Consider the following 20,352-nt stretch of genomic DNA (forward strand, 5'->3'; position numbering starts at 1 on the left):
CTAATGCTAGGAGCCAAAACTCATTATAGTCATCTCTAATTAAATCGGCCGATGCGGCCACCATCGACATGCGCTCCGCGCGAAGGGGGTTCCCGTGCTTACCACACTAAAAACGCCGACCTGCAAGCCCGCAAGAACGCCGCGACCCCGAGCGGTGTAGGCGTGATGGGCGATTTCTACGCCGCGCGCGCCGAAAACGCGGAATTGTGGGATGTCGAGGGACGCCGCTTTATCGACTTTGCAGCGGGCATTGCGGTATGCAACACGGGGCATCGTCATCCGAAGGTCGTCGAGGCGATTCGCGCGCAGCTCGATTGTTACACTCACACCGCCTATCAAATCGTGCGGTACGAATCGTATGTGCCGCTCGCGGATCAGCGCACGCTCGCCGGGCTTGCACGCGAAGAAGACTGCGTTTTCCACGACTGGCGCTGAAGCCGTCGAGAACGCGGTGAAGATCGCGCGCGCGGCGGCGGGCCGTCCGGGCGTGATCGCGTTCACGGGCGGCTTTGACGGCCGCACGCTGCTGGGCATGGCGCTGACCGGGAAGGTCGCGTCGTTTAAGATTGGCTTCGGGCCGTTCCTGTCGGACGTCTTTCACGGGCCGTTTCCGCATGCGTTGCATGGCGTGTCGCTGGCCAATTCGCTGCGCGCAATCGAGCACCTGTTCAAGGCCGATTTCGAAACGAAGCGCGTCGGCGCAGTTATTTTCGAACCTGTGCAGGGCGAAGGCGGCTTTGTTCCCACGCCTGCCGATCTAGTGCGCGGCCTGCGCCGGATATGCGACGAGCACAGCATTCTTCTCATCGCCGATGAAGTACAGAACGGCTTTGCGCATACCGGCAACCTTTTCGCGATGGAATACTACGACGTCGTGCCGGATCTGATGACGATCGCGAAGTCGCTGGCGGGCGGAATGTCTCAGTCGGGCGTGGTCGGCCGCGCGGAGATGATGGATGCGGCCTCGCCTGGCGGGCTCGGCGGCACATATGCGGGCAATCCACTCGCGCTGGCCGCAGCGCATGCGGTGCTCAACATCATTACGATGAAGAGCTTTGCGACGGCGCTGTTGCGCTCGGCGGCAGGCTCAAGGAGAAAATTGAGCGCTGAAGGGCGACGTGCTGCAGATCGCCGAGGTGCGCGTACCCAGCGCGATGGTCTCTCGCCTTGGGGGGCAAGCGTCATGCGCTCGGTTACGGCTTCTTCGAGCCGACCGTGCTGACGAGTGTCACGCCGGACATTATAGTGGCGAAGGAGGAAAGCTTCGGGTCGCTCGCGTCGCCCTTCAAGTTCTCATCCGACGGCGAGGTTTTGCCGTTCGCCAAAAACACCGAGTTCGGCCTCGCTGCGTAATTCTGCAGGCGCATATCGGCAGCGTCGGGCGCGTGACCGAAACGCTGAAGTACGGTATGGTCGGCATCGAAACCGGACTAATCTCGAATGAAGTCGCGCCGTTCGATGGCGTCTAGCATTCGAGGCTAGGACGCGAAGACTCGCAATACGGTATCAATGACTACGTCGTCATCAAGTATCTCTGCATAGTAGCTTGATCCTTCAAGATCGGCCGCCCTGCTCTTAAGCCCACACCGTTTTGAGGGTCGAACCTCCCTGACATTTGCTTCTCACTTGGCATATGAGGTCCCGTCAGCGTGACCGGCGTTTACATACAGGTCGAAGTCAGGCAGCGCTATCCATCCAGCATTCTTCCAGTACATGCCAAGCTTTTTGCGCCGTCGATAACGCTTCCTTGACGCCGGTGACCAAAGACTTGCCGACATAGGCGACGAGGTAGCATAGTTCCCTTCGATCAGCGCCAACGTTGGTCAGCTTCCGGAATACGCCACTCATCTGCGAATGCGACGTCTCGATCTGCTTGCGGATGGTGGAGAGATTGCTCACGTGCGCGGTTTCGAAATCAATTGGGGCAATTTATCGCTGCGGCGTCCTCGTCTTTCTGCATCACAGAAACAAGAATGGCAAGACAAGCCAGTGGGGAACGGAGCTCTGCAACTGACTATGCCACTACCAGTACATCTGGCCAAAATTGGAACCCTGTTGAACGAACACGGGATTTGCATTTCGACTTGGATAACGATTATGGACGCTCGCATACATGTGCGGTCCGGCGTCGTTTTAGCGCGGCGTATGTGTGCACGCAGGGCAAGGGCGTGCAAACCTCTGCCGGCGCAACGGTAGCCATCAACACTTCAACCAGGTAAGTCTGATGGTGGATTAACTCCGTTCGAAGCGCACAGCTATCTTCCTCGAAGGTGCCTATCAGAAAGCGTCGGGGTATTTAGTCGACCGGTCCGGACGCTGTGGCCGCAATCGGCAATCTCAGGAACTCTTCAATAATCATCGGAGCGGTATGCGTCATTCGATACGTCACAAGTTCTTGAATGACTGATGAGCAGGTCAGCCGTCGCTTCCTTCGCACCCGGTTGGGTTCTGGTGTTTACCCGAGAGCGGGGCAGTGAGTGTTGACACGTGCGTCGCCGTCCGCATAAGCTTCTCTATATACCATTTAGATGATTTCGGGCGGATGCCGTAGGTTGGCGGCAAGGACACCATAAGAAGGTCCCGCTGGGTCGAAAATGCTCAGGAGACAGCAATGGTTTCACACGTTCTGGGAGCGGCCGGCGCAACGTCCGCCGACGATGCTCACGCAATCAAGCGAAAAAAAGCAGTTCTGTGTACGGTCGTCGGCAGTTCGCTCGAGTTCTTCGACTTCGCGTGCTATGCCTACTTCGCTACGGTGATCTCACATCAATTTTTTTCGCCGACCGATCACGCAACGGCGTTGATCGCCTCCTTCGCAGTATTTGGAATCGGCTTCGTATCCCGGCCGCTCGGAGCAATCTTCTTCGGAAGGCTGGGCGATCTGAAAGGGCGCAAATTCGCCCTGCTCGTCGCATTGCCGATGATGGGCGCAGCCACGGTTGCCATTGGCCTGTTGCCAACCTATTCAGCGATAGGCCTCGCTGCGCCTTTGCTTCTCGTACTGTGCCGTTTGATACAGGGGTTCTCGACAGGCGGCGAGGCGGGCAATGCGGTGGCCTATCTCGTCGAATGGGCGCCGCCGCAACGACGCGGTTTCTACAGCAGTTTTGCACATGCCACCGCGGTCAGCGGCACGCTTGTCGGCTCCGGACTTGCTGCCATCCTGTCGACGACACTCGACTATGCTTCGCTCGAAGCCTGGGGATGGCGGATTCCTTTTCTATTCGGCGGGTTGGTCATTGCGCCAATCGGTTATTACCTGCGTTCGAAAGTCGAGGAGACGCCGCGGTATGTGACGGCGGTGCACGACGGTGAGATCGCGAGCGAGGCGAACCGGGTTGATCCCGCGTGGCGCCAATGCCTGAAAGCCATTGCGTTTTCAAGCGTCTGGTTTGTTTCTTACTACGTGTACATGGTCTACGTCCCCGCGTTTCTCACGTTGCACGGACATATCCGCGGCGCCGACGCATTGTGGATCACCACCGCCGGCTTCGTGATGATGGTGATATGCATTCTCGCTGCCGGCCTTCTTTCAGACGCAATAGGCAGAAAGCCGCCGCTGCTCGCGGGTGCTATCGGCTTTGTCTTCTTCTCGTACCCACTTTTTCTGCTGTTCCTGCATAGCACCTCGGTGCTCACCGTGCTGCTCGCCATCCTCTTCTGCAATGCGCTCATTGGATTGATCGCCGGCAGTTGCACGGCGGCAATGGCGGAGATGTTTCCGACCCGCTTGCGCACGACCGGCGTGTCGATCGGCTATGGGCTCTCGGTGACGATCTTCGGCGGTTTCGCCTCGGTCATCTCCGAACTGCTGATCAAACTGACAGGGTCCGAATTGTCGCCGAGCTTCTTTGTTATAGCGACCGCGCTGGTGTCCCTCTCGGTGGTCGTGACGCTCAAGGAGACGGCACACAAGCCGCTGGTCGACTGAAACGAGGCGTTAGCGACTGCTGCCGCCACGCCGGTCGCGCACGCTGGTCGGTTTTTTCAAAAGGTGCTTGTAGTGGTCGCGTACCAGGTGTTCGAGTGCCCCGACGTGTTCCGCCATGGCGGTAGCCGCATCGGCGGGATCGCGCCGGCAACATGCGTCGAGAATGCGCTGATGAGCGGCAATCACATGCTTCCAGTTGCCGAACGTATAGCGCAATCCCTGATGTTCGCCGTGCGCCAGCAAACCAATCGTCCCCCAGAACGTTTCCAGAACGGCATTGCCGCTCGCACGCGCCACGATGCTATGAAACGTGCGGTTTTCGTCGACGAAATCGACTTGTTCCTTACACGTTGTCTTCATGCGATCGATCGACGCGCGCATCTCGTTGAAGTCTTCCTCGGTGCCATGCTGGGCAGCTTCCGCCGACAGCGCCGGCTCGATCACTTCGCGTGCTTTCAATACGGCAAGAAAGGGCACGCCGTTAAAGCGCAGATAGATCGACAGGTACTCCGCCAGCATATCGAGACTGGGCCGGCGAATGACAAGACCGCCGCCTGGCCCCGGGCGTTGTTCGAGAACGCCTTGCGCTTCGAGAATACGCACGCTTTCACGCAGTGTCGGTCTGCTGACGTCGAACCGCTGCAGCAACTCGGCTTCCGTTGCAAACGTCTGGCCCGGTTCGAGATCGGACTCGGCGATTTGCGCCAGAAGCTGCTGAGCAACCATTTGGGATTTGCCCAGATAACCGCTGGGTGCTCGGGAATTCATCAGGGAGTCTCCATCGCGTGCAGACGCGGGAATTTGTCGAGGGAACACGGAGGTGCGAAGTCACGAGTATAGCGACGATAAATTATTTAAATCGTTTTTCGATCCTAATTCGGAAATTCATCTGATGTCAAGCATGTGCTCTGTGGAAGCGCGGGAATGGCAAAGTCCTCTGAAACAAACAACAGGAGTCGACATGGATGCAGCGTGGAGTGAGAAGACGCCGGAACAGACGGGACAAACGCAGCAGCGCCGGCGCGCAACCAGTGCCGACGACGACTTCGCGTCGGATCTGGCGAAGTTCGCATGCGGACTGACGATCGACCGGTTACCAGCCGATGTCATCGCCGCGGCAAGCGCGAACCTGTTCGACACGCTCATATGTGCCGTTGCGGGATCGGGCGCCCGGGGCGTAGGCGACATGCGCGAACTTGTCGGCGAATGGGGCGGCGCGCCACAGGCGACCATTCTGGTCTTCAGTGACAAAGTCCCGGCGCATCACGCGGCGTGGGTGAACGGGGCCATGTGTCACGCCCGCGACTACGACGATACACACGACAGTGCGGTGCTGCATGCGGGTGTCTCGGTGGTGCCGGCAGCGCTCGCCGCACTTGAATGGAAATTCGGCGCCTCGGGCGCCGACCTGATTGCCGGTGTGGCCGCGGGGCTGGAGACCATCTGCCGGTTAGGAGTGGCCACGAGCATCGGGATAATTGAAAGCGGGTATATGTACACGCCGCTGTTCGGGCATTTTGCTGCAACGGTCGCCGCCGGGCGCGTCATGCGACTCACCGAAACCGAGATGATCAATGCGTTGGGAATTATCTACTCGCAGGTCGCGGGCAATCATCAGGTGACGCGGGACGGCGCGCTGACCAAACGGATGCAGCCGGGTTTCGCAGCACAGTCCGCACTCATCTCGGTGCAACTGGCGCAGCGTGGCGTGAGAGGGACGCAGGCAACGTTCGAGGGGATCGATGGGTTCCTGAGAGTTTATCTGCGCGACAGTTGTGATCCGGCCAAGCTGCGCGACGGTCTCGGAGAAAGCTATGAGTTCATGCAGTTGAGCTACAAGCCTTACCCATGCTGTCGCTTCAATCACACGGCGATCGACGCGGCGCTCGATCTGAAGAAGACACACGAGATTTCGCCGGAAAACATCCGCTCAATCAGGGTCGGCGTGACCCGGCAAGCGTATGAAGCGGTCTGCACGCCGAAACCCGTGCGTCGAGCACCCGCCACCATCGTCCATGCGCAGTTCAGTATTCCGTTCACCGTGGCTGCGGCCATGACCGATGGCTATATCGGGCTGGGTCATTTCAGCGAAAGCGCGATCAGACGTAAAGAGATCCTCGACCTGGCCCAGCGCGTCGAGCCCTGCATCGACGGAGAGATTGAGCGCAAGTGGAGTCGCAACGTTTCTCCAGCAGCGGTGACGGTCGAAACCGTCGATGGCAGGACATTCAAACGTCAGGTCGACATTCCATTGGGCAATCCTCGACGACCCATGTTGCCACGCGATTTCGACGCCAAGGCCGAGGATTGTTTCAAGGCGTCCGCGATCCGCTTCGCCGACGACGCCGCGACTCGACTGCGTGCCGTCGTCGATTCGCTTCCGGTTCTGGAAGACGCCCGCGAACTGGTGCGTGTTTTATCGCCGCTGCGCTGAAGCGAACGAAACGAGCACTCGATAACCGAGTAAACCCCGCCATGCCCGCTCTTGACACGAACACTCATCACGCTAAAATTAAATCATCTAAATGAATTAAACGAAGTAAATTAAACGAAGCGCTTAACTATTCGTAGTGCGCAGCTTCCTGAAGCTTCGCGAGACAGTCACAACATCCACGAGTCCAGCAATGAGCCAAACAATTTCACTCGCGCAGCTGCGCTTCGCTGAATACCTGAAGCCGCAAGACGTGATCGCCTGGCCTCAGGGACCCGGCGAGCCGCTTGCGCTTACGGAAGTCCTGGTGGCACAGGGGGACGAGTTGCAGATGCCGACCTTGCTGTTCGGGTTGACATCGTCGGCGACGTTGCGGCCTGAACTCGCGGAGCATTTCATTTTGCGCGCGTTCAACGGCGCCGGCACGAATCGTCGGGTCACCGCGCTTGCGGACATCATTCCCTGTCATGTCAGCGCCGTTCCAGGCTTGCTGCGCCACGGCAAGGTACGCGTCGATGTCGCGCTCATTGCGGTGCGGCCGCTGCCCGACGGCAACTTCACGCTCGGCGTCATCTCGGACTTCACTCAGGCAATGATCCGCACCGCGAGGCTGGTCATCGCGCTCGTCAACCCGGCTCTGCCGCTGACCTCGGGCGATGCGATGGTGCAAGCGGAGGATATCGATCTGCTGGTTGAAAGCGATGGACGCATCGTCGATATGCCGGATCCTCAACCGACCGCAGTCGAACTCGAAGTCGCTCGTCAGGTCGTTTCGCTCATACCGGACCGGGCGACGGTACAACTCGGCGTAGGCACGTTGCCGACCGCCGTTGCGTTCGCGTTGCACGCGCATCGCGAGTTGGGGGTTCATAGCGGTGTGGTGTCCGATGCGCTGGTCGATCTGGTCGAACGCGGTGTCGTGACCAACGCTTTCAAAGGCCGCGACGCAGGCAAGACGGTGACCGGCGGGCTGTTCGGCACACGGCGCCTGCGCGACTTTGCTCAGTCGTCGGGGTTGATCGACATGCGCAGCGTCGAATACACGCACAACCTGGCAGTGACCGCGGCAATGCCGAACTTCTACACGATCAACTCGGCGATCGAAATCGATCTGACAGGTCAGGTGAACTCGGAACTCGCCGGCGACCGTTATCTTGGCGCAGTCGGCGGGCAGATCGATTTCGTTCGGGCGGGCGTGGCGTCGGCGGGTGGTCATTCGATCATCGCCGTGCCCTCGACCACTGCCGACGGCCGGCAGTCACGCATCTCGGCGTCGCTGCTCAACCGGCCGGTCACCACTGCACGCAGCGACATCGATATCGTCGTTACGGAATTCGGCGTTGCCCATCTGAGCGGATGCGCACTGCGCGAGCGTGCCATCCGGCTGCTGGCTATTGCGCATCCCGATCACCGGGACAGTCTGATGCGCGCCATGCATGGCGCAAAAAGCGAGTTGAGCCGGGTGTCGAAGAAAGCGGCCGCCTGAATCTAATTAACAAAGCGACAAGGATACTTATGAGCCAGGATCTCTTTCTCGATGTGATCGGCGATGCCGTGTTTCAGATCCGTTTCGAATGCCCTGAACGCATGAATGCGCTGGGCGTGGCCACCGTCGACGCGTTGAGAGAAGCGATAGCCCAAGCGCGCCGGCGTCACGCCAAAGTGGTGCTGTTTCGCGGGAGCGGCCGCGCATTCTGCGCGGGTGCCGATCTCAAGGAGCGCAAAGGCATGAATCTCGAGCAGCGTCTTGCACACAACGCCGGCATCAGAGCGGCGCTGGAGGAGATTGCCGACGCGAGCTTTGTCAGCATCGCGGTATTGAACGGCCTGGCGCTGGGCGGCGGCCTCGAACTGGCGCTTGCCTGCGATATGCGCCTGACGGCACCGGCGCTCACACTGGGTCTGACGGAAAGCCGGGTGGGCGCATTTCCTGGCGCAGGCGGAACGCAGCGCCTCCCGCGCCTGATTGGTTCCGCCCGCGCGTTGCAAATGATGCTGAGCGGCGAACCCGTGACGAGCGAGTACGCGCTCGAGATCGGCCTGGTCAATGAGATCGTCGCGGCGGACCAGCTCGACGAGCGGGCGCGCGAAATGGCGGCGCTCATATCCTCGCGTTCCGGGCGCGCGCTCGCCGAGATCAAACGGCTCGTGTACCGCGGGCTGGACGTATCGCTTGAAAACGGGCTGAAGCTCGAGCGCGAAGCGCTGCCGGCCGTGCTGGGTTCGGCCGATTATGCGGAAGGTCTCGCAGCGTTCGAAGAACGCCGCGAACCGCGTTTCACCGAGACGGCGCAATGAGTGTCCGCAATTCCTGCTCGTGGCTTGGGAAATCGCAGATCATCGCGATGGAACTTCTCGCAGAGATTTCCGAGCTGCAGATCGAGCCCGGCCAGACCTTTGCGACGGAGGCGGAGTTGCTTGAGCGGTTCGACGTCAGTCGACCGACACTGCGCGAAAGCATCCGCATTCTCGAGTCGCAGGGTGTCCTCGGTCAGCGGCCAGGACCCGGAGGTGGACTCGTGATCCGGCGACCCACGCTCGAAATGCTCGCGCGAAGTCTGTCGATCTATTTCAGGTTCAACGGCGTGCCGTTTTCAGCTGTAGTGCGCGCACGAGAAGTGATCGAGCCGGCATTGGCCGCGCATGCCGCCATGCTCGGCAACGAAGAAGATTTCGATGCAATGAGGCAGTCGATTGAACGGATGAAAACGGGCTGTGAATCGCAGGAAGCGTTCGTCGCGGAAAACCGCGTCTTTCACGGCATCGTAGCCGGTGCCAGCGGAGATTCCGTGCTGGAGACGTTCTGGGGAACGATGAGTCTGCTCGCGCACGGCGAGCAGCATGGCGTTCGTTACACGGCAGGTAATCGGGAACATGTAATCGCCGCGCACGAGGAGATTCTGTTCGCGTGCCTGAACCGGGACCCGGCGGCTGCGTCCGCGGCAATGGCCGATCACGTGGGCGAACTGGAACATCTCGTCAGGGACCACTACCAGCAGCAGAAGGCCGTGACGCAGGTATAGGTCGAATTGCATCGAAAGCAGATATCAGAAGCAGCACCGTGCGGCAGCGCGGTCATCAAACCAGAGGACAGACATAATGAGCAACAGACTTCAGCTCTCGCCGGAACAACGCGCACTGGTCGGCACCGTTCGTGAACTCGCGCGGGACCGCTTCCGCGATCGCGCAACGAAGTGGCTCGATGGGACCTTCCCATGGGAAAACCTCCGTGACCTTGCCGAAATCGGTGTGCTCGGCATGTCGATTCCAGAAGAATACGGCGGCTCGAATCTGCCGGTGTTCGATACCGCCCTCGTGCTCGAGGAAGTGTCGAAAGTTTGCTATGCCACGTCGATGGCGTTGATGGGTGAAGTGGGCGTTCAGGTGCGTGTCATTTCCACCTATGCGCCGGAGCACATGAAACGCGACATCCTCCCAAAGGTTTGCACGGGTGACGCAATGCTGGCGGTGTGCATGACGGAACCGCATGCGGGCACCGACGTGCCGAACTATCGAACCAATACCACCATCAGGGGCGACCGTGCGATCGTCAAGGGCACGAAAACGCTGATCAGCCGCGCGGACGAGGCAGAGTGGTTCGTGGTGTTCACGCGGATCGACGGTCTGCCGGGTCGCGAAGGCATCGGTTGCGTGCTGGTCAATCGCAACACGCCGGGCTTCAACGTCACCGCGCGCTATCACACCTTGGGAGGAGAGAACCTTGCCGAGATCCAGTTCGAAAATTGTGAAGTGCCGGTCGAAAACGTGATTCTGCGTGAAGGCGGTTTCAAGAAGCTGCTTTCGGCGTTCAATACCCAGCGCTGCCTGAATCCGAGCGTATCGCTCGGTCTCGCGGAAGGCGCATTTGAAGAAGCCATCAAGTACGTGCGTGAGCGTGAGATTTTTGGCAAGACGATCGGCGAATTCCAGGGCATCCGCTGGAAGCTTGCCGAAATGTATCGCGACATAGAAGCGGGCCGCAGCCTGCTCTATCGCGCGTGTCTGACCGCCAATCCGTTTCCCGATCCGCACGAGGCCGCTATCGCGAAGATGTTCGTCAATGAAATGGCGATCCGCGTGACGAGCGAAGCGCTGCAGGTGCACGGCGGTTACGGTTTTACCGACGAGTACCCGGTTTCGCGCTTCTATCGCGGCGTGCGTTACGGCACGCTCGGCGGCGGCGCGACCGAAACCTTGAAGGACCTGGTCGGCAAAAAACTGCTCGCCGACTTCGACCCGGTCGACGGTTTCCTGGGGCTAGGCACTTTCTAGGCTTCGACATCCGCCCGATCCGGAACATCACACGAGGATAACCATGCGTTCGCTGCTTTTCGTTCCTGCCCACGACGCCCGCAAGCTCGCCAAATCGATGGTGAGCGGCGCCGATGCACTGATTCTGGACCTGGAAGACTCCGTGCCAGACGCCGATAAGGCCCGCGCGAGAGGAACATGTGCCGAGTTCATTCAGGAACATCGCGATCGCATCCGCCTGTTCGTGCGGGTGAACGGTATCGACACGGGATTGACCGCCGAGGACCTCGCGGTCGCTGTTGCAGCCAGGCCCTACGGCATCATGCTGCCGAAGGCGCATGGCGCGAAGGATGTTGCGACAGTGGCCACGTGGCTGTTAGCCATCGAAAGACGTGCTGGCATTGCGGAAGGGTCGACCAAGGTCCTGCCCATCGTGACGGAGACGGCGGCGGCGTTGTTCGAGATGCAGACGTATTCGAACGCCCGCAACGCTCGCCTGTGTGGAATGTTGTGGGGCGGCGAAGATCTTTCCGCCGATATTGGCGCGCGTTCGAGTCGCGCTCCCGACGGGCGCTACGCCGGGCCGTATGCGCTGGCGCGTAGCATGACCCTGTTGGGTGCGACGGCTGCGGGCGTCGACGCGGTGGACGCCGTCTATACAGATTTTCGCAATGCGGCCGGGCTGCGCGCCGAGTCCGAAGAAGCCGTACGCGATGGCTTTTCGTCGAAGGCCGCGATTCATCCGGACCAGGTGCCAGTCATCAATGCGGCGTTCACGCCTTCGAGCGAAGATACCGGATACGCGAGACAGGTCATCGCGGCCTTCGAAAATTCGCCTGGCGCGGGTGCAGTCGCGATCGACGGCAAGATGCTCGACCGTCCGCATCTGCGCGCTGCGCAGCGCGTGTTGCAACGCGCGGAACGCGCAGCGTTGTAGTTGGCCTGAACAGTACTGCAGGCCTGAACGGGCCTGCTCAAGACATGATCATTGAGGAGGCAAGATGTCGACAGAAAATAATTCCGCGGAGCGCCGGACGGTGGGCGGCTATCCGCTATCGGGTGTCACGGTCATCGATCTTTCGCATGTTTATAACGGACCCTATGCCACTTTTCTAATGGCCATGGCCGGTGCGGAAGTCGTCAAGGTCGAGCCGTTTACCGGCGAACATCTGCGCAGCCGCGGCGATATGGGCGGCGCCGCGTTGCCCTTCGCGATGCTCAATTCCAACAAGAAGCCCGTCACGCTGAACCTGAAGAGCGAGAAAGGTCGTGCGCTGCTCAAGGAGATGGTGGCGCGCGCCGACATTCTCGTCGAGAACTTCGCGCCCGGCGTGATGGACCGCCTGGGCATCGGCGCGGAAGAACTGCACAAGATCAATCCGCGCCTCGTTTATGGATCGAGTTCGGGATACGGCAAGTCCGGACCGTACCGCGACTATCCCGCGATGGACCTGGTAATGCAGGCGATGAGCGGTGTGATTAACTCGACCGGTTTCGCCGATCAGCCGCCTGTCAAATCCGGCGCGGCCATCTGCGACTTCATGGCCGGCATTCACCTGTACGCCGCCATCGTGACCGCGCTTTATGAGCGTGAACGCACGGGTGTGGGCCGGGTTGTCGAAGTGTCGATGCAGGACGCCACCTACGCGTCGCTCGCGTCCAATCTCGGCATGCTGCACGCGCGCGGTGCGGCCGCGCCGGCCCGAACCGGCAACCGGCATGGCGGGCTCGGCATTTCTCCGTACAACGTCTATCAGACCGTCGACGGCTACGTGGTGCTCAATGCGCCGGGCGACCATCACTTCCGTGCGATTCTCGATGTGATGGGCCGCGGCGATCTCAAGGACGATCCGCGTTTTCTGACCCGCTCGAGCCGCGTGACGAATTTCGCCGCCGTCGACGAACTGATCGAGAGCTGGACGAAGACGCTCGGCAAAGACGAAATCGCCCAGCGGATGCTTGCGCAAAAAGTACCGTGCGCGCCCGTCCGCGACCTCAACGAGGTCATGCACGACGAGAACATGCACGCGCGCGGAAGCTTGCAGAACATCGATCACCCGGAACTCGGCAATGTCGTGTTGCCGCATTCGCCACTCGTCTTCGAAGGCGTGTCGCGACGGGCGATCGAACCGAGTTTGCCGCTCGGCGCGAGCAACCACTCGGTATTCGGCGATTGGCTCGGTCACTCGGCGCAGGAACTCGCCGCGCTGGAAGAGGAAGGAGTGATCGGTCAGCACGAGACGTTACGCGAAGCGAGCCCCGCACGCTCCGTTTGAACCGCCAGTCTCACCTCCTGGAGATAAGCGTCATGCCGTTGCCGGATTCGCAGCCGCGCGAAGAGCTTCATTGCCGCCGCATCGATTTGCGCGGTTATCGGCGCATGGATGGGCTGTACGACATCGAGGCACATCTGCTCGACACGCGCTCGCGGACGCTGGAGCTGGATGGCGGCAAGTCGCTCCAACCAGGCGAGGCGCTGCACGAGATGTCGATTCGCCTCGTGGTCGATGAAGATCTGCATGTGCGCGACGTAGTTGCCGTGACGGATGCCGCGCCATTTCCCATTTGTCCCGAAGCGGCGTCGACGCTGCAGTCCATTAAGGGGATGCAGATCGGACCGGGCTGGACGAAGGCGATTCGCGAACGCCTCTCGGGCGCCGATAGCTGCACGCACTTGAAAGAGCTGCTCGGCCCGCTTGCCACCGTCGCGTTCCAGTCGTTGTTCGAGGTGCGGCGCCTCGCGCCCGAGTCGCTCGATGCAGACGGCCGGCCGAGAAAAATCGACAGCTGCTTCGCCTATGCCAGCGACCGCGAACTGGTGCTGCATAAATGGCCGGGCTTTTACGACGGCCCGCCGGTTCGCTCCGAGTAAATCCTTCTCTCCCTGAATAAGTCATGTTGAAAATCCTGGTGCCGGTGAAAAGAGTGGTCGACTACAACGTGAAAGTCCGGGTGAAATCGGACGGGTCGGGCGTCGACATCGCGAACGTAAAAATGTCGATGAACCCGTTCGACGAAATCGCAGTTGAAGAAGCAGTACGGTTGAAAGAGGCAGGCGTGGCGACGGAAGTGATCGCCGTGTCGGCCGGTGTGGCGCAAGCGCAGGAAACCCTGCGTACGGCGCTGGCGATCGGCGCGGACCGCGCCATCCTGATCGAATCTTCCGAAGAGTTGCAGCCGCTGGCAGTCGCCAAGCTGTTGAAAGCGCTGGTCGATAAGGAACAGCCGCAACTCATCATCCTCGGTAAGCAGGCTATCGACGACGACTCGAACCAGACCGGTCAGATGCTGGCCGCGCTGGCGGGTTTGCCGCAAGCCACGTTCGCCTCGAAGGTGACAGTGGCCGACGGCAAGGCAACGGTCGCGCGGGAAGTGGATGGCGGTGCCGAAACGCTGTCGCTCACGCTGCCCGCCGTGGTCACCACCGATCTGCGCCTGAACGAGCCGCGTTACGTCACGCTGCCGAACATCATGAAGGCGAAGAAGAAGCCGCTGGAAACGCTCAAGCCGGAAGACCTCGGCGTCGACGTGACCCCGCGCCTGAAGACGCTGAAAGTCGCCGAGCCGCCCAAGCGCTCCGCCGGCGTGAAGGTGCCGGATGTGAAGACGCTGGTCGAGAAGCTGAAGAACGAAGCCAAAGTGCTGTGAAGGAGACAGGGTAATGACGAATCTGGTAATCGCAGAACACGACAATGCGTCGATCAAGCCGGCGACGTTGAACACCATCGCCGCCGCGCAGAAAATCGGCGGTGATATTCACGTGCTGGTCGCGGGTCACAACGCTCAGGCTGCAGCGGATGCAGCAGCGAAGATCGCAGGCGTAAGCAAGGTCCTGCTGGCCGACGCACCGCAACTCGAAGCCGGCCTCGCTGAGAACATCGAAGCAACTGTGCTGAACATCGCGAAGGACTACACGCACATCCTCGCGCCCGCGACGCCGTACGGCAAGAACATCACCCCGCGTATCGCCGCCAAGCTCGACGTCGCGCAGATCAGCGATATCACCGCAGTGGACAGCGCCGACACGTTCGAGCGCCCCATTTACGCCGGTAACGCAATCGCCACCGTGCAATCGGCAGATCCCATCAAGGTCATCACGGTCCGCACGACCGGTTTCGATGCGGTCGCAGCCGAAGGCGGCAGCGCAACGGTCGAGAAGATCGAAGCCGCTGCCGACAGCGGCATCTCGCAGTTCGTCTCGCGCGAAGTGACGAAGCTGGACCGTCCGGAACTGACGTCGGCCAAGATCATCGTCTCGGGTGGCCGGGGTCTGGGCAGCGGCGAGAACTACACGAAGGTGCTCGAGCCGCTCGCCGACAAGCTGAACGCCGCACTCGGCGCATCACGTGCGGCAGTGGATGCGGGGTTCGTGCCGAACGACTATCAGGTCGGACAGACCGGCAAGATCGTCGCACCGCAGTTGTACATCGCGGTCGGCATCTCGGGTGCGATCCAGCATCTAGCCGGGATGAAGGACAGCAAGGTGATCGTCGCGATCAACAAGGACGAGGAAGCGCCGATTTTCAGCGTCGCCGACTACGGTCTGGTGGGTGACCTTTTCACCGTCGTGCCGGAACTCGTGAGCGAACCTGGCTTGGCAGCCTGACCGGATCGGCTGCAACGATCGGCAACATCACTCAACGAATGCCAACGGAGAATGTACTCATGGATTTCGAAACGGGCAGTCAGCTTCAGGTAGGAAAGATCACCGCGCACATTGATGGCAAGACGCGCGAGGCCGAACACTACGATGCAATTCACGACCCGTATCGTGGCGATGTGGTGGGACATGCGCCCGTCTCGACGGCTCGCGATTGCGACGACGCGCTCGACGCCGCAGCCCGCGCGAAAGAGACGATGGCCGCAATGCCGGGATACGAACGCGCGGCGTTGTTGCGCAGCACGGCGGACCTGCTGGCCGCACGAAGCGAGCAGATTGGCTACGTCATGTCGCGGGAAAGTGGCAAGGCGCTGCGCGACTGCATGACCGAAGCGCAGCGCTCGGCGGACACGCTGCGCCTTTGCGCGGAAGAAGCCGTGCGCATTTCGGGTGAACACGTGCCGATGGACGCAAGTGCGATCGGCGCCGGAAAAATCGCGATGGTCATGCGGTTTCCGGTGGGCGTGGTGGCGGGTATCACGCCCTTCAACGGTCCGGTGAATCTGTCCGCGCACAAGGTCGGCGCGGCACTCGCCGCCGGCAATAGCATCGTTCTGAAGCCCTCGCCGAAGGCTCCGCTTTGCGTGTCGATGTTTGCACAAGCGTTCATCGACGCAGGCGCACCGGCCGGTTCGGTCAACACCCTTTACGGCAATGCGATCGCTCCGCAACTTGTGCGTGACGCACGGGTCGATTTCGTAAGCTTTACGGGTTCGATCCCGGTCGGCAAGCTGATTCGCGATTCGGTCGGCATGAAGCGAGTCGCTCTCGAACTCGGCGGCGTCGGCCCGACCTTCGTGCATGGCGACGCCGATCTGGAAGCCGCGGCGAAAGCGTGCGCGCGCAACTCCGTGATGCTCGCCGGCCAGAGTTGTGTGTCCGTGCAGAACGTCTACGTGCAGAAGCACGTGTACGAGCGCTTCGTCGAACTGGTCTGCAAGGAGATGGATACCGTCCGCTTCGGCGACCCGATGGATCTGTCCACGGAAGTCGGCACGCTGATCGACGAGAATGCCGCCATCCGCGTCGAGAAGATGATTGCTAGCGCAGTCGATGCCGGCGCGCATCTCACGCGTGGCGCACCGCGCCGCGGCGCGCAACTGTCGGGCACCATCCTCACCGGCGTGAATGCTTCAATGGATGTGGTCTGCAAGGAGATTTTCGGCCCCGCGATGACGATCCAGCCCTACGACGCGATCGAGCCGATTTTCAAGGCCATCAGCGACAGCCCCTACGGTCTGCAATGCGGCATCTACACCAATTCACTGGACCTCGCGCTATCGGCAATCAGGAAGATCCGGACCGGCGGCGTCATCGTAAATGGCACGTCGCGCTGGCGCTCCGACCAGATGCCTTATGGGGGCGTCAAAGACAGCGGCATGGGCCGCGAAGGCCCGAAATACGCGATCCGGGATATGACCGAAGAGCGCCTGTTCGTTCTGAACTAGGTATGGCGCTCGCCCAGGAGACACGAGCGAGCAGCAATCACGAGGAGGAGACTCGAATCATGAGCAACACAGGCAATGATCAATCCAGACTTCCCATTCGTACCGACATGCTGATTGGCGGTCACCCGGTGAGCGGCGAAGGCGAGTGGCTCGAGGTCGTAAATCCTGCGACCGAAGCGACGGTGGCGAAATTGAAAGCGGCGTCGGTGTCGCAAGTGGATGCCGCGGTGCGAAGCGCCGAGTCGGCGTTCGCCGACTTGAGCTGGAGCGACGGCGCATACCGTAGACAGGTGCTGCTGAAGTTCGCGGATCTGCTCGAAGAGAACCGCGACCCATTGATGGATCTGCTGATCGCGGAGGTCGGCACGCCGGCATCGCTGAAGGCCAATCACATCGATACGCCGATCATGTTCCTGCGCTGGTTCGCGGAAGCGGCCGTGCGTGACAGGACCCGTCAACTCGGTTTCAACCCGGCGTTTTCCGCGGTGAGTAGCGTCGCGTACCGGCCAGTCGGCGTGGTCGCGGCAATTACTGCATTCAACTATCCAATCCTGATCGGCGTGACGAAGATCGCAGCCGCGCTGGCGGCCGGCTGCACGGCCGTGTTGCTCACGTCGCCGCAGGCGCCGCTCGCCGTTCTATTCGTGGGCGAACTGGTGCGGCGCGCAGGCTTTCCCGCCGGCACCATCAACATCGTTGCGGGCGGCGCGGAGATCGGGCGCGCCCTTACCGAACACCCGGGCATTTCCAAAGTCAGCTTTACCGGTTCGGTCGCGGTGGGCCGCACGGTGATGCGGCAGGCCGCCACCGGCCTGGCAAGCGTCGTGCTCGAACTTGGCGGGAAATCGGCTGCAGTCATGTTGCCGGGCGTCGACTTCGATAAATACGCTCTGTCGCTGCACATGCGTTACGCGCGGAACGCGGGACAAGGGTGCGGGTCGCCAACCCGCATTCTCGTGGAAGCTTCCCGCTATGACGAGTTCGCCGAGATCAGCCGCAAGGTGTATCCGCAGATCAAGGTGGGCGATCCGCGCGAAAGCAGCACGACCCTCGGGCCGGTGGTCTCCGCCGCGCAGCGGCAACGGATCGAAAACACGGTGGCCGCCGCGGTGGCCGACGGCGCGACGATCATTGCCGGCGGCGGGCGGCCGAATATCGATAAGGGCTGGTATCTGAATCCCGTCCTGATCGGCGGCGTCGACAACAAGTCGAATATTGCGCGCGAAGAAATTTTCGGTCCGGTCTCCGTCGTGATGCCCTATCACAGCGTCGAGGAAGCGATAGAGATCACGAACGACTCCGATCTCGGACTCAAAACCTATCTGTTCGGCCAGCGCGACCAATGCCTGCGTCTGGTGCCGTCGCTACGCGTGGGGACGGTGCAGATCAATGGCGGCAGTCCGCTGCGGCCCGACGCGCCGATGACGGGTTACAAGCATAGCGGTGTCGGCTCGGAATGGGGCGAAGACGGCCTGCGCGAATTCCTTCGACCCCAGCATATCGATTGCGCACTGGGCTAACGCGGTCGTCATGTCCGACGACCGGGATTATCAACGCATGGAACACGGGAGAGATTCAATGAAGATGATCGCAGCAGTCATGTATGAACAGGGCTTGCCGATGCCGTTCGCGCAGAGCAACCCTTTTCTCATCGAAGAGGTGGAACTCGAAGGGCCGGGCGAAGGCGAAGTGCTGGTCGAGATTCGCGGCGCCGGTTTGTGTCATTCCGATCTGTCCGTACTCGAAGGGCATCGCAAGCGCCCGTTGCCAGTGGTCGGCGGTCATGAAGGCGCCGGCATCGTGCGAGAACTGGGGCGAGGCGTCACCGGCCTGACGCCCGGCGACCACGTCGCGATCGCGGCTGTCGCCGGTTGCGGCAAGTGCCGGCTCTGCCTGAACGGCCGGCCCGGTATCTGCCAGGTCGTGTCCGGTGCGCGTAACGAAGGCATGCTGGCGACCGGCCATCGTCGCTTGCGTAAGCTCGACGGGAGCCGGCTGAATCACTACAGCGGCGTCTCGGTGTATGCGCAATACGCGGTGGTCACGCCACAAGCGCTGGTAAAAATCGACGACAGCGTGCCGATGGACGTGGCCGCGCTATTCGGTTGCGCGATTGTTACCGGGGCTGGAGCGGTGTTCAACAGTGCACGCGTGGCACCGGGCGAATCAGTTGCAGTGCTCGGACTCGGCGGCGTCGGTCTAACGTCGGTGATGGCGGCGCGCGAAGCGAGTGCCGCGACCATCATCGGTATCGACGTTCTTCCTGGTAAATTCGATCTGGCGAAGGCGTGTGGTGCAACCCATTGTTTCGATGCGCGCGATCCCGAACTGGTGGAGAAGATCAAGGAACTGACGAACGGCGGCGTCGATCACGCGTTCGAAGTATCGGGCAATCTCGTGGCGGTCGACACGGCGCAGAAGATCACCGTACGCGGCGGTCAGGTGGTGGGCGTGGGCGTTGGCAAGACCACTGCTATGTTCAACGTGAATCATCTGTCGTGGGTCAGCGAAGAGCGCGTGCTGCGCGGCTCGTTCATGGGTGGCGGAATTCCGCAGCGCGACATTCCACGTTACGTCGATCTGTTCCTGAAAGACCGGCTACCGGTGGACAAGCTCCTGAGCGAGCAATTGCGTTTCGATCAGATCAACGAAGGCTTCGACAAACTGGCCGCGGGCTCGGTGATTCGCCAGGTGCTGCTGCCGCACGGTAACGCATAGCCGGAACGGCGCGCGCGCGCCGGCATGGCAGTACGACAGGAAATCAAATATTCGAAGGAGACACGCATGAACCAGCAACGTAATCAGACCGACTCGTGGATGGGCCTTGACGGTCGCGTCTGCGTCGTGACCGGGGCGGGCAGTGGGATTGGCGCGGGCACCGCGCGCGAACTCGCAGCGCTCGGCGCGTCGGTCGCGCTCATCGATCGCGATCTCGAGACGGCGTCCGCGGTCGCCGCCGCGATTCGCGACAGCGGCGGCAGGGCCGAGGCCTTCAAGGCCGACGTCAAGAGCGCCGACGACATCTCGACGGCTGCCGCGCGAATCGGCGATGCAATCGGCCCTTGCCATGTACTCGTCAACAACGCGGCCTCGGTCGGCTACGGCGGAGCGCTGCTCGACGGCGACATGGCGGCGTGGAGTCACACACTCGATGTGAACGTGACCGGCGCGCTGCTCTGCACGCGGATTTTCGGGCGGCAGATGATCGAAGCGGGGCATGGCGGCAGCATCGTCAACGTCGCGTCCATCTGCGGGCGCGCACCGTTGCCGAGCGGCGGCGCATACAGCGTGAGCAAGGCAGCGCTCGTCATGCTCACGCGTGTCCTGGCGCTCGAACTGGCAGAGCACGGCATTCGCTGTAATGCGGTGTCGCCTGGGCTTGTCCACACCACGGCAACCGAGGCAGCCTATTCGGACAGCACGGTGGCGCAGGCGCGCCGCCAGATCGTACCGGTTGGCCGGATTGCGGAGCCGGTGGACCTGGCCTCGGTGATCGCGTTTCTGGCAAGCGACCGTTCCGGCTATATCAACGGCGAGGACATTCTCACGGATGGCGGCTTCAGCCATACGTTGATGACCCACGTTCCGCAGCCCGCCAAACCGATGCGTCCGCGCTGAACGCCGGATCGAG

At 61.3% G+C, this 20,352-nt stretch carries 17 protein-coding genes and 2 pseudogenes; 17 read left to right on the forward strand and 2 right to left on the reverse strand.

Features of this window, described 5'->3' with window-relative positions; translation table 11 throughout:
• Positions 1-51 precede the first annotated feature (51 nt).
• Together NCR98_RS22625 and NCR98_RS22630 are read left to right on the forward strand one after the other, a co-directional pair.
• Positions 52-1,163 (forward strand): annotated as a pseudogene (locus NCR98_RS22625) (aminotransferase class III-fold pyridoxal phosphate-dependent enzyme); the annotation flags it as partial.
• Positions 1,162-1,550 (forward strand): annotated as a pseudogene (locus tag NCR98_RS22630) (aldehyde dehydrogenase family protein); the annotation flags it as partial. The pseudogenes NCR98_RS22625 and NCR98_RS22630, both read left to right, overlap by 2 nt.
• 127 nt (positions 1,551-1,677) lie before the next feature.
• Here NCR98_RS22630 and NCR98_RS22635 read toward each other — a convergent pair.
• Complete coding sequence (locus NCR98_RS22635; RefSeq protein ID WP_250527366.1) at positions 1,678-1,899, reverse strand: hypothetical protein; 222 nt, start codon at positions 1,897-1,899, stop codon at positions 1,678-1,680.
• Between the two features lie 712 nt (positions 1,900-2,611).
• On the opposite strand from NCR98_RS22635, the gene NCR98_RS22640 reads away from it, so the two are divergent.
• Entirely contained in the window at positions 2,612-3,931 is a 1,320-nt protein-coding gene (locus tag NCR98_RS22640) for an MFS transporter (RefSeq protein WP_250527367.1), read from the forward strand.
• 9 nt (positions 3,932-3,940) lie between these two features.
• On the opposite strand, the gene NCR98_RS22645 is transcribed toward NCR98_RS22640, so the two are convergent.
• Positions 3,941-4,699 (reverse strand): FadR/GntR family transcriptional regulator, encoded by a 759-nt coding sequence (locus NCR98_RS22645; protein WP_250527368.1) that lies wholly within the window; start codon positions 4,697-4,699, stop codon positions 3,941-3,943.
• Between the two features lie 193 nt (positions 4,700-4,892).
• On the opposite strand from NCR98_RS22645, the gene NCR98_RS22650 reads away from it, so the two are divergent.
• From NCR98_RS22650 to NCR98_RS22715, 14 genes are all read left to right on the forward strand, one after another.
• Positions 4,893-6,365: an MmgE/PrpD family protein gene (locus tag NCR98_RS22650; protein ID WP_250527369.1), complete on the forward strand. Its 1,473-nt coding sequence runs from the start codon at positions 4,893-4,895 to the stop codon at positions 6,363-6,365.
• Positions 6,366-6,555: 190 nt separating this feature from the next.
• Positions 6,556-7,848, forward strand: coding sequence for an acetyl-CoA hydrolase/transferase family protein (locus tag NCR98_RS22655; protein WP_250527370.1), 1,293 nt, complete (start codon positions 6,556-6,558; stop codon positions 7,846-7,848).
• Positions 7,849-7,901: 53 nt separating this feature from the next.
• Entirely contained in the window at positions 7,902-8,660 is a 759-nt protein-coding gene (locus NCR98_RS22660; RefSeq protein WP_250527371.1) for an enoyl-CoA hydratase/isomerase family protein, read from the forward strand.
• Positions 8,657-9,385, forward strand: coding sequence for a FadR/GntR family transcriptional regulator (locus NCR98_RS22665; protein WP_250527372.1), 729 nt, complete (start codon positions 8,657-8,659; stop codon positions 9,383-9,385). The genes NCR98_RS22660 and NCR98_RS22665 overlap by 4 nt, the downstream gene beginning before the upstream one ends.
• Positions 9,386-9,461: 76 nt before the next feature.
• Positions 9,462-10,634: an acyl-CoA dehydrogenase family protein gene (locus NCR98_RS22670; RefSeq protein ID WP_250527373.1), complete on the forward strand. Its 1,173-nt coding sequence runs from the start codon at positions 9,462-9,464 to the stop codon at positions 10,632-10,634.
• 43 nt (positions 10,635-10,677) lie between these two features.
• Positions 10,678-11,550 carry an HpcH/HpaI aldolase/citrate lyase family protein gene (locus NCR98_RS22675; protein WP_250527374.1) on the forward strand — a complete coding sequence of 291 codons (873 nt, stop codon included), beginning with the start codon at positions 10,678-10,680 and terminating at the stop codon, positions 11,548-11,550.
• A gap of 64 nt (positions 11,551-11,614) precedes the next feature.
• Positions 11,615-12,889, forward strand: coding sequence for a CaiB/BaiF CoA transferase family protein (locus tag NCR98_RS22680; protein ID WP_250527375.1), 1,275 nt, complete (start codon positions 11,615-11,617; stop codon positions 12,887-12,889).
• 32 nt (positions 12,890-12,921) lie between these two features.
• Entirely contained in the window at positions 12,922-13,485 is a 564-nt protein-coding gene (locus NCR98_RS22685) for a DUF2889 domain-containing protein (RefSeq protein WP_250527376.1), read from the forward strand.
• A 26-nt stretch (positions 13,486-13,511) separates the two neighbouring features.
• On the forward strand, positions 13,512-14,261 hold the full coding sequence (locus NCR98_RS22690; RefSeq protein ID WP_250527437.1) for an electron transfer flavoprotein subunit beta/FixA family protein: 750 nt from the start codon (positions 13,512-13,514) through the stop codon (positions 14,259-14,261).
• Between the two features lie 13 nt (positions 14,262-14,274).
• Positions 14,275-15,219, forward strand: coding sequence for an electron transfer flavoprotein subunit alpha/FixB family protein (locus NCR98_RS22695; RefSeq protein WP_250527377.1), 945 nt, complete (start codon positions 14,275-14,277; stop codon positions 15,217-15,219).
• Between the two features lie 59 nt (positions 15,220-15,278).
• On the forward strand, positions 15,279-16,721 hold the full coding sequence (locus tag NCR98_RS22700) for an aldehyde dehydrogenase family protein (RefSeq protein WP_250527378.1): 1,443 nt from the start codon (positions 15,279-15,281) through the stop codon (positions 16,719-16,721).
• A 59-nt stretch (positions 16,722-16,780) separates the two neighbouring features.
• Positions 16,781-18,241, forward strand: a complete 1,461-nt coding sequence (locus tag NCR98_RS22705; protein ID WP_250527379.1) for an aldehyde dehydrogenase family protein — start codon at positions 16,781-16,783, stop codon at positions 18,239-18,241.
• A gap of 58 nt (positions 18,242-18,299) precedes the next feature.
• A complete protein-coding gene (locus NCR98_RS22710) occupies positions 18,300-19,439 on the forward strand; it encodes a zinc-binding dehydrogenase (protein WP_250527380.1) in 1,140 nt (379 codons plus the stop codon).
• Between the two features lie 66 nt (positions 19,440-19,505).
• Positions 19,506-20,339 carry an SDR family NAD(P)-dependent oxidoreductase gene (locus NCR98_RS22715; RefSeq protein WP_250527381.1) on the forward strand — a complete coding sequence of 278 codons (834 nt, stop codon included), beginning with the start codon at positions 19,506-19,508 and terminating at the stop codon, positions 20,337-20,339.
• The last annotated feature ends 13 nt before the right edge of the window (positions 20,340-20,352 follow it).

Source organism: Caballeronia sp. GAWG2-1 (genome assembly GCF_023631405.1).
Classification (GTDB): Bacteria; Pseudomonadota; Gammaproteobacteria; order Burkholderiales; family Burkholderiaceae; genus Caballeronia.

Bases quoted from the DNA above. Each gene is read 5' to 3' on its own strand.
- NCR98_RS22695 (WP_250527377.1), top strand. From the start codon at position 14,275: ATGACGAATCTGGTAATCGCAGAACACGACAATGCGTCGATCAAGCCG.
- NCR98_RS22680 (WP_250527375.1), top strand. From the start codon at position 11,615: ATGTCGACAGAAAATAATTCCGCGGAGCGCCGGACGGTGGGCGGCTAT.
- NCR98_RS22640 (WP_250527367.1), top strand. From the start codon at position 2,612: ATGGTTTCACACGTTCTGGGAGCGGCCGGCGCAACGTCCGCCGACGAT.
- NCR98_RS22675 (WP_250527374.1), top strand. From the start codon at position 10,678: ATGCGTTCGCTGCTTTTCGTTCCTGCCCACGACGCCCGCAAGCTCGCC.
- NCR98_RS22710 (WP_250527380.1), top strand. From the start codon at position 18,300: ATGAAGATGATCGCAGCAGTCATGTATGAACAGGGCTTGCCGATGCCG.
- NCR98_RS22715 (WP_250527381.1), top strand. From the start codon at position 19,506: ATGAACCAGCAACGTAATCAGACCGACTCGTGGATGGGCCTTGACGGT.
- NCR98_RS22670 (WP_250527373.1), top strand. From the start codon at position 9,462: ATGAGCAACAGACTTCAGCTCTCGCCGGAACAACGCGCACTGGTCGGC.
- NCR98_RS22650 (WP_250527369.1), top strand. From the start codon at position 4,893: ATGGATGCAGCGTGGAGTGAGAAGACGCCGGAACAGACGGGACAAACG.
- NCR98_RS22705 (WP_250527379.1), top strand. From the start codon at position 16,781: ATGAGCAACACAGGCAATGATCAATCCAGACTTCCCATTCGTACCGAC.
- NCR98_RS22645 (WP_250527368.1), bottom strand. From the start codon at position 4,699: ATGAATTCCCGAGCACCCAGCGGTTATCTGGGCAAATCCCAAATGGTT.
- NCR98_RS22655 (WP_250527370.1), top strand. From the start codon at position 6,556: ATGAGCCAAACAATTTCACTCGCGCAGCTGCGCTTCGCTGAATACCTG.
- NCR98_RS22700 (WP_250527378.1), top strand. From the start codon at position 15,279: ATGGATTTCGAAACGGGCAGTCAGCTTCAGGTAGGAAAGATCACCGCG.
- NCR98_RS22685 (WP_250527376.1), top strand. From the start codon at position 12,922: ATGCCGTTGCCGGATTCGCAGCCGCGCGAAGAGCTTCATTGCCGCCGC.
- NCR98_RS22665 (WP_250527372.1), top strand. From the start codon at position 8,657: ATGAGTGTCCGCAATTCCTGCTCGTGGCTTGGGAAATCGCAGATCATC.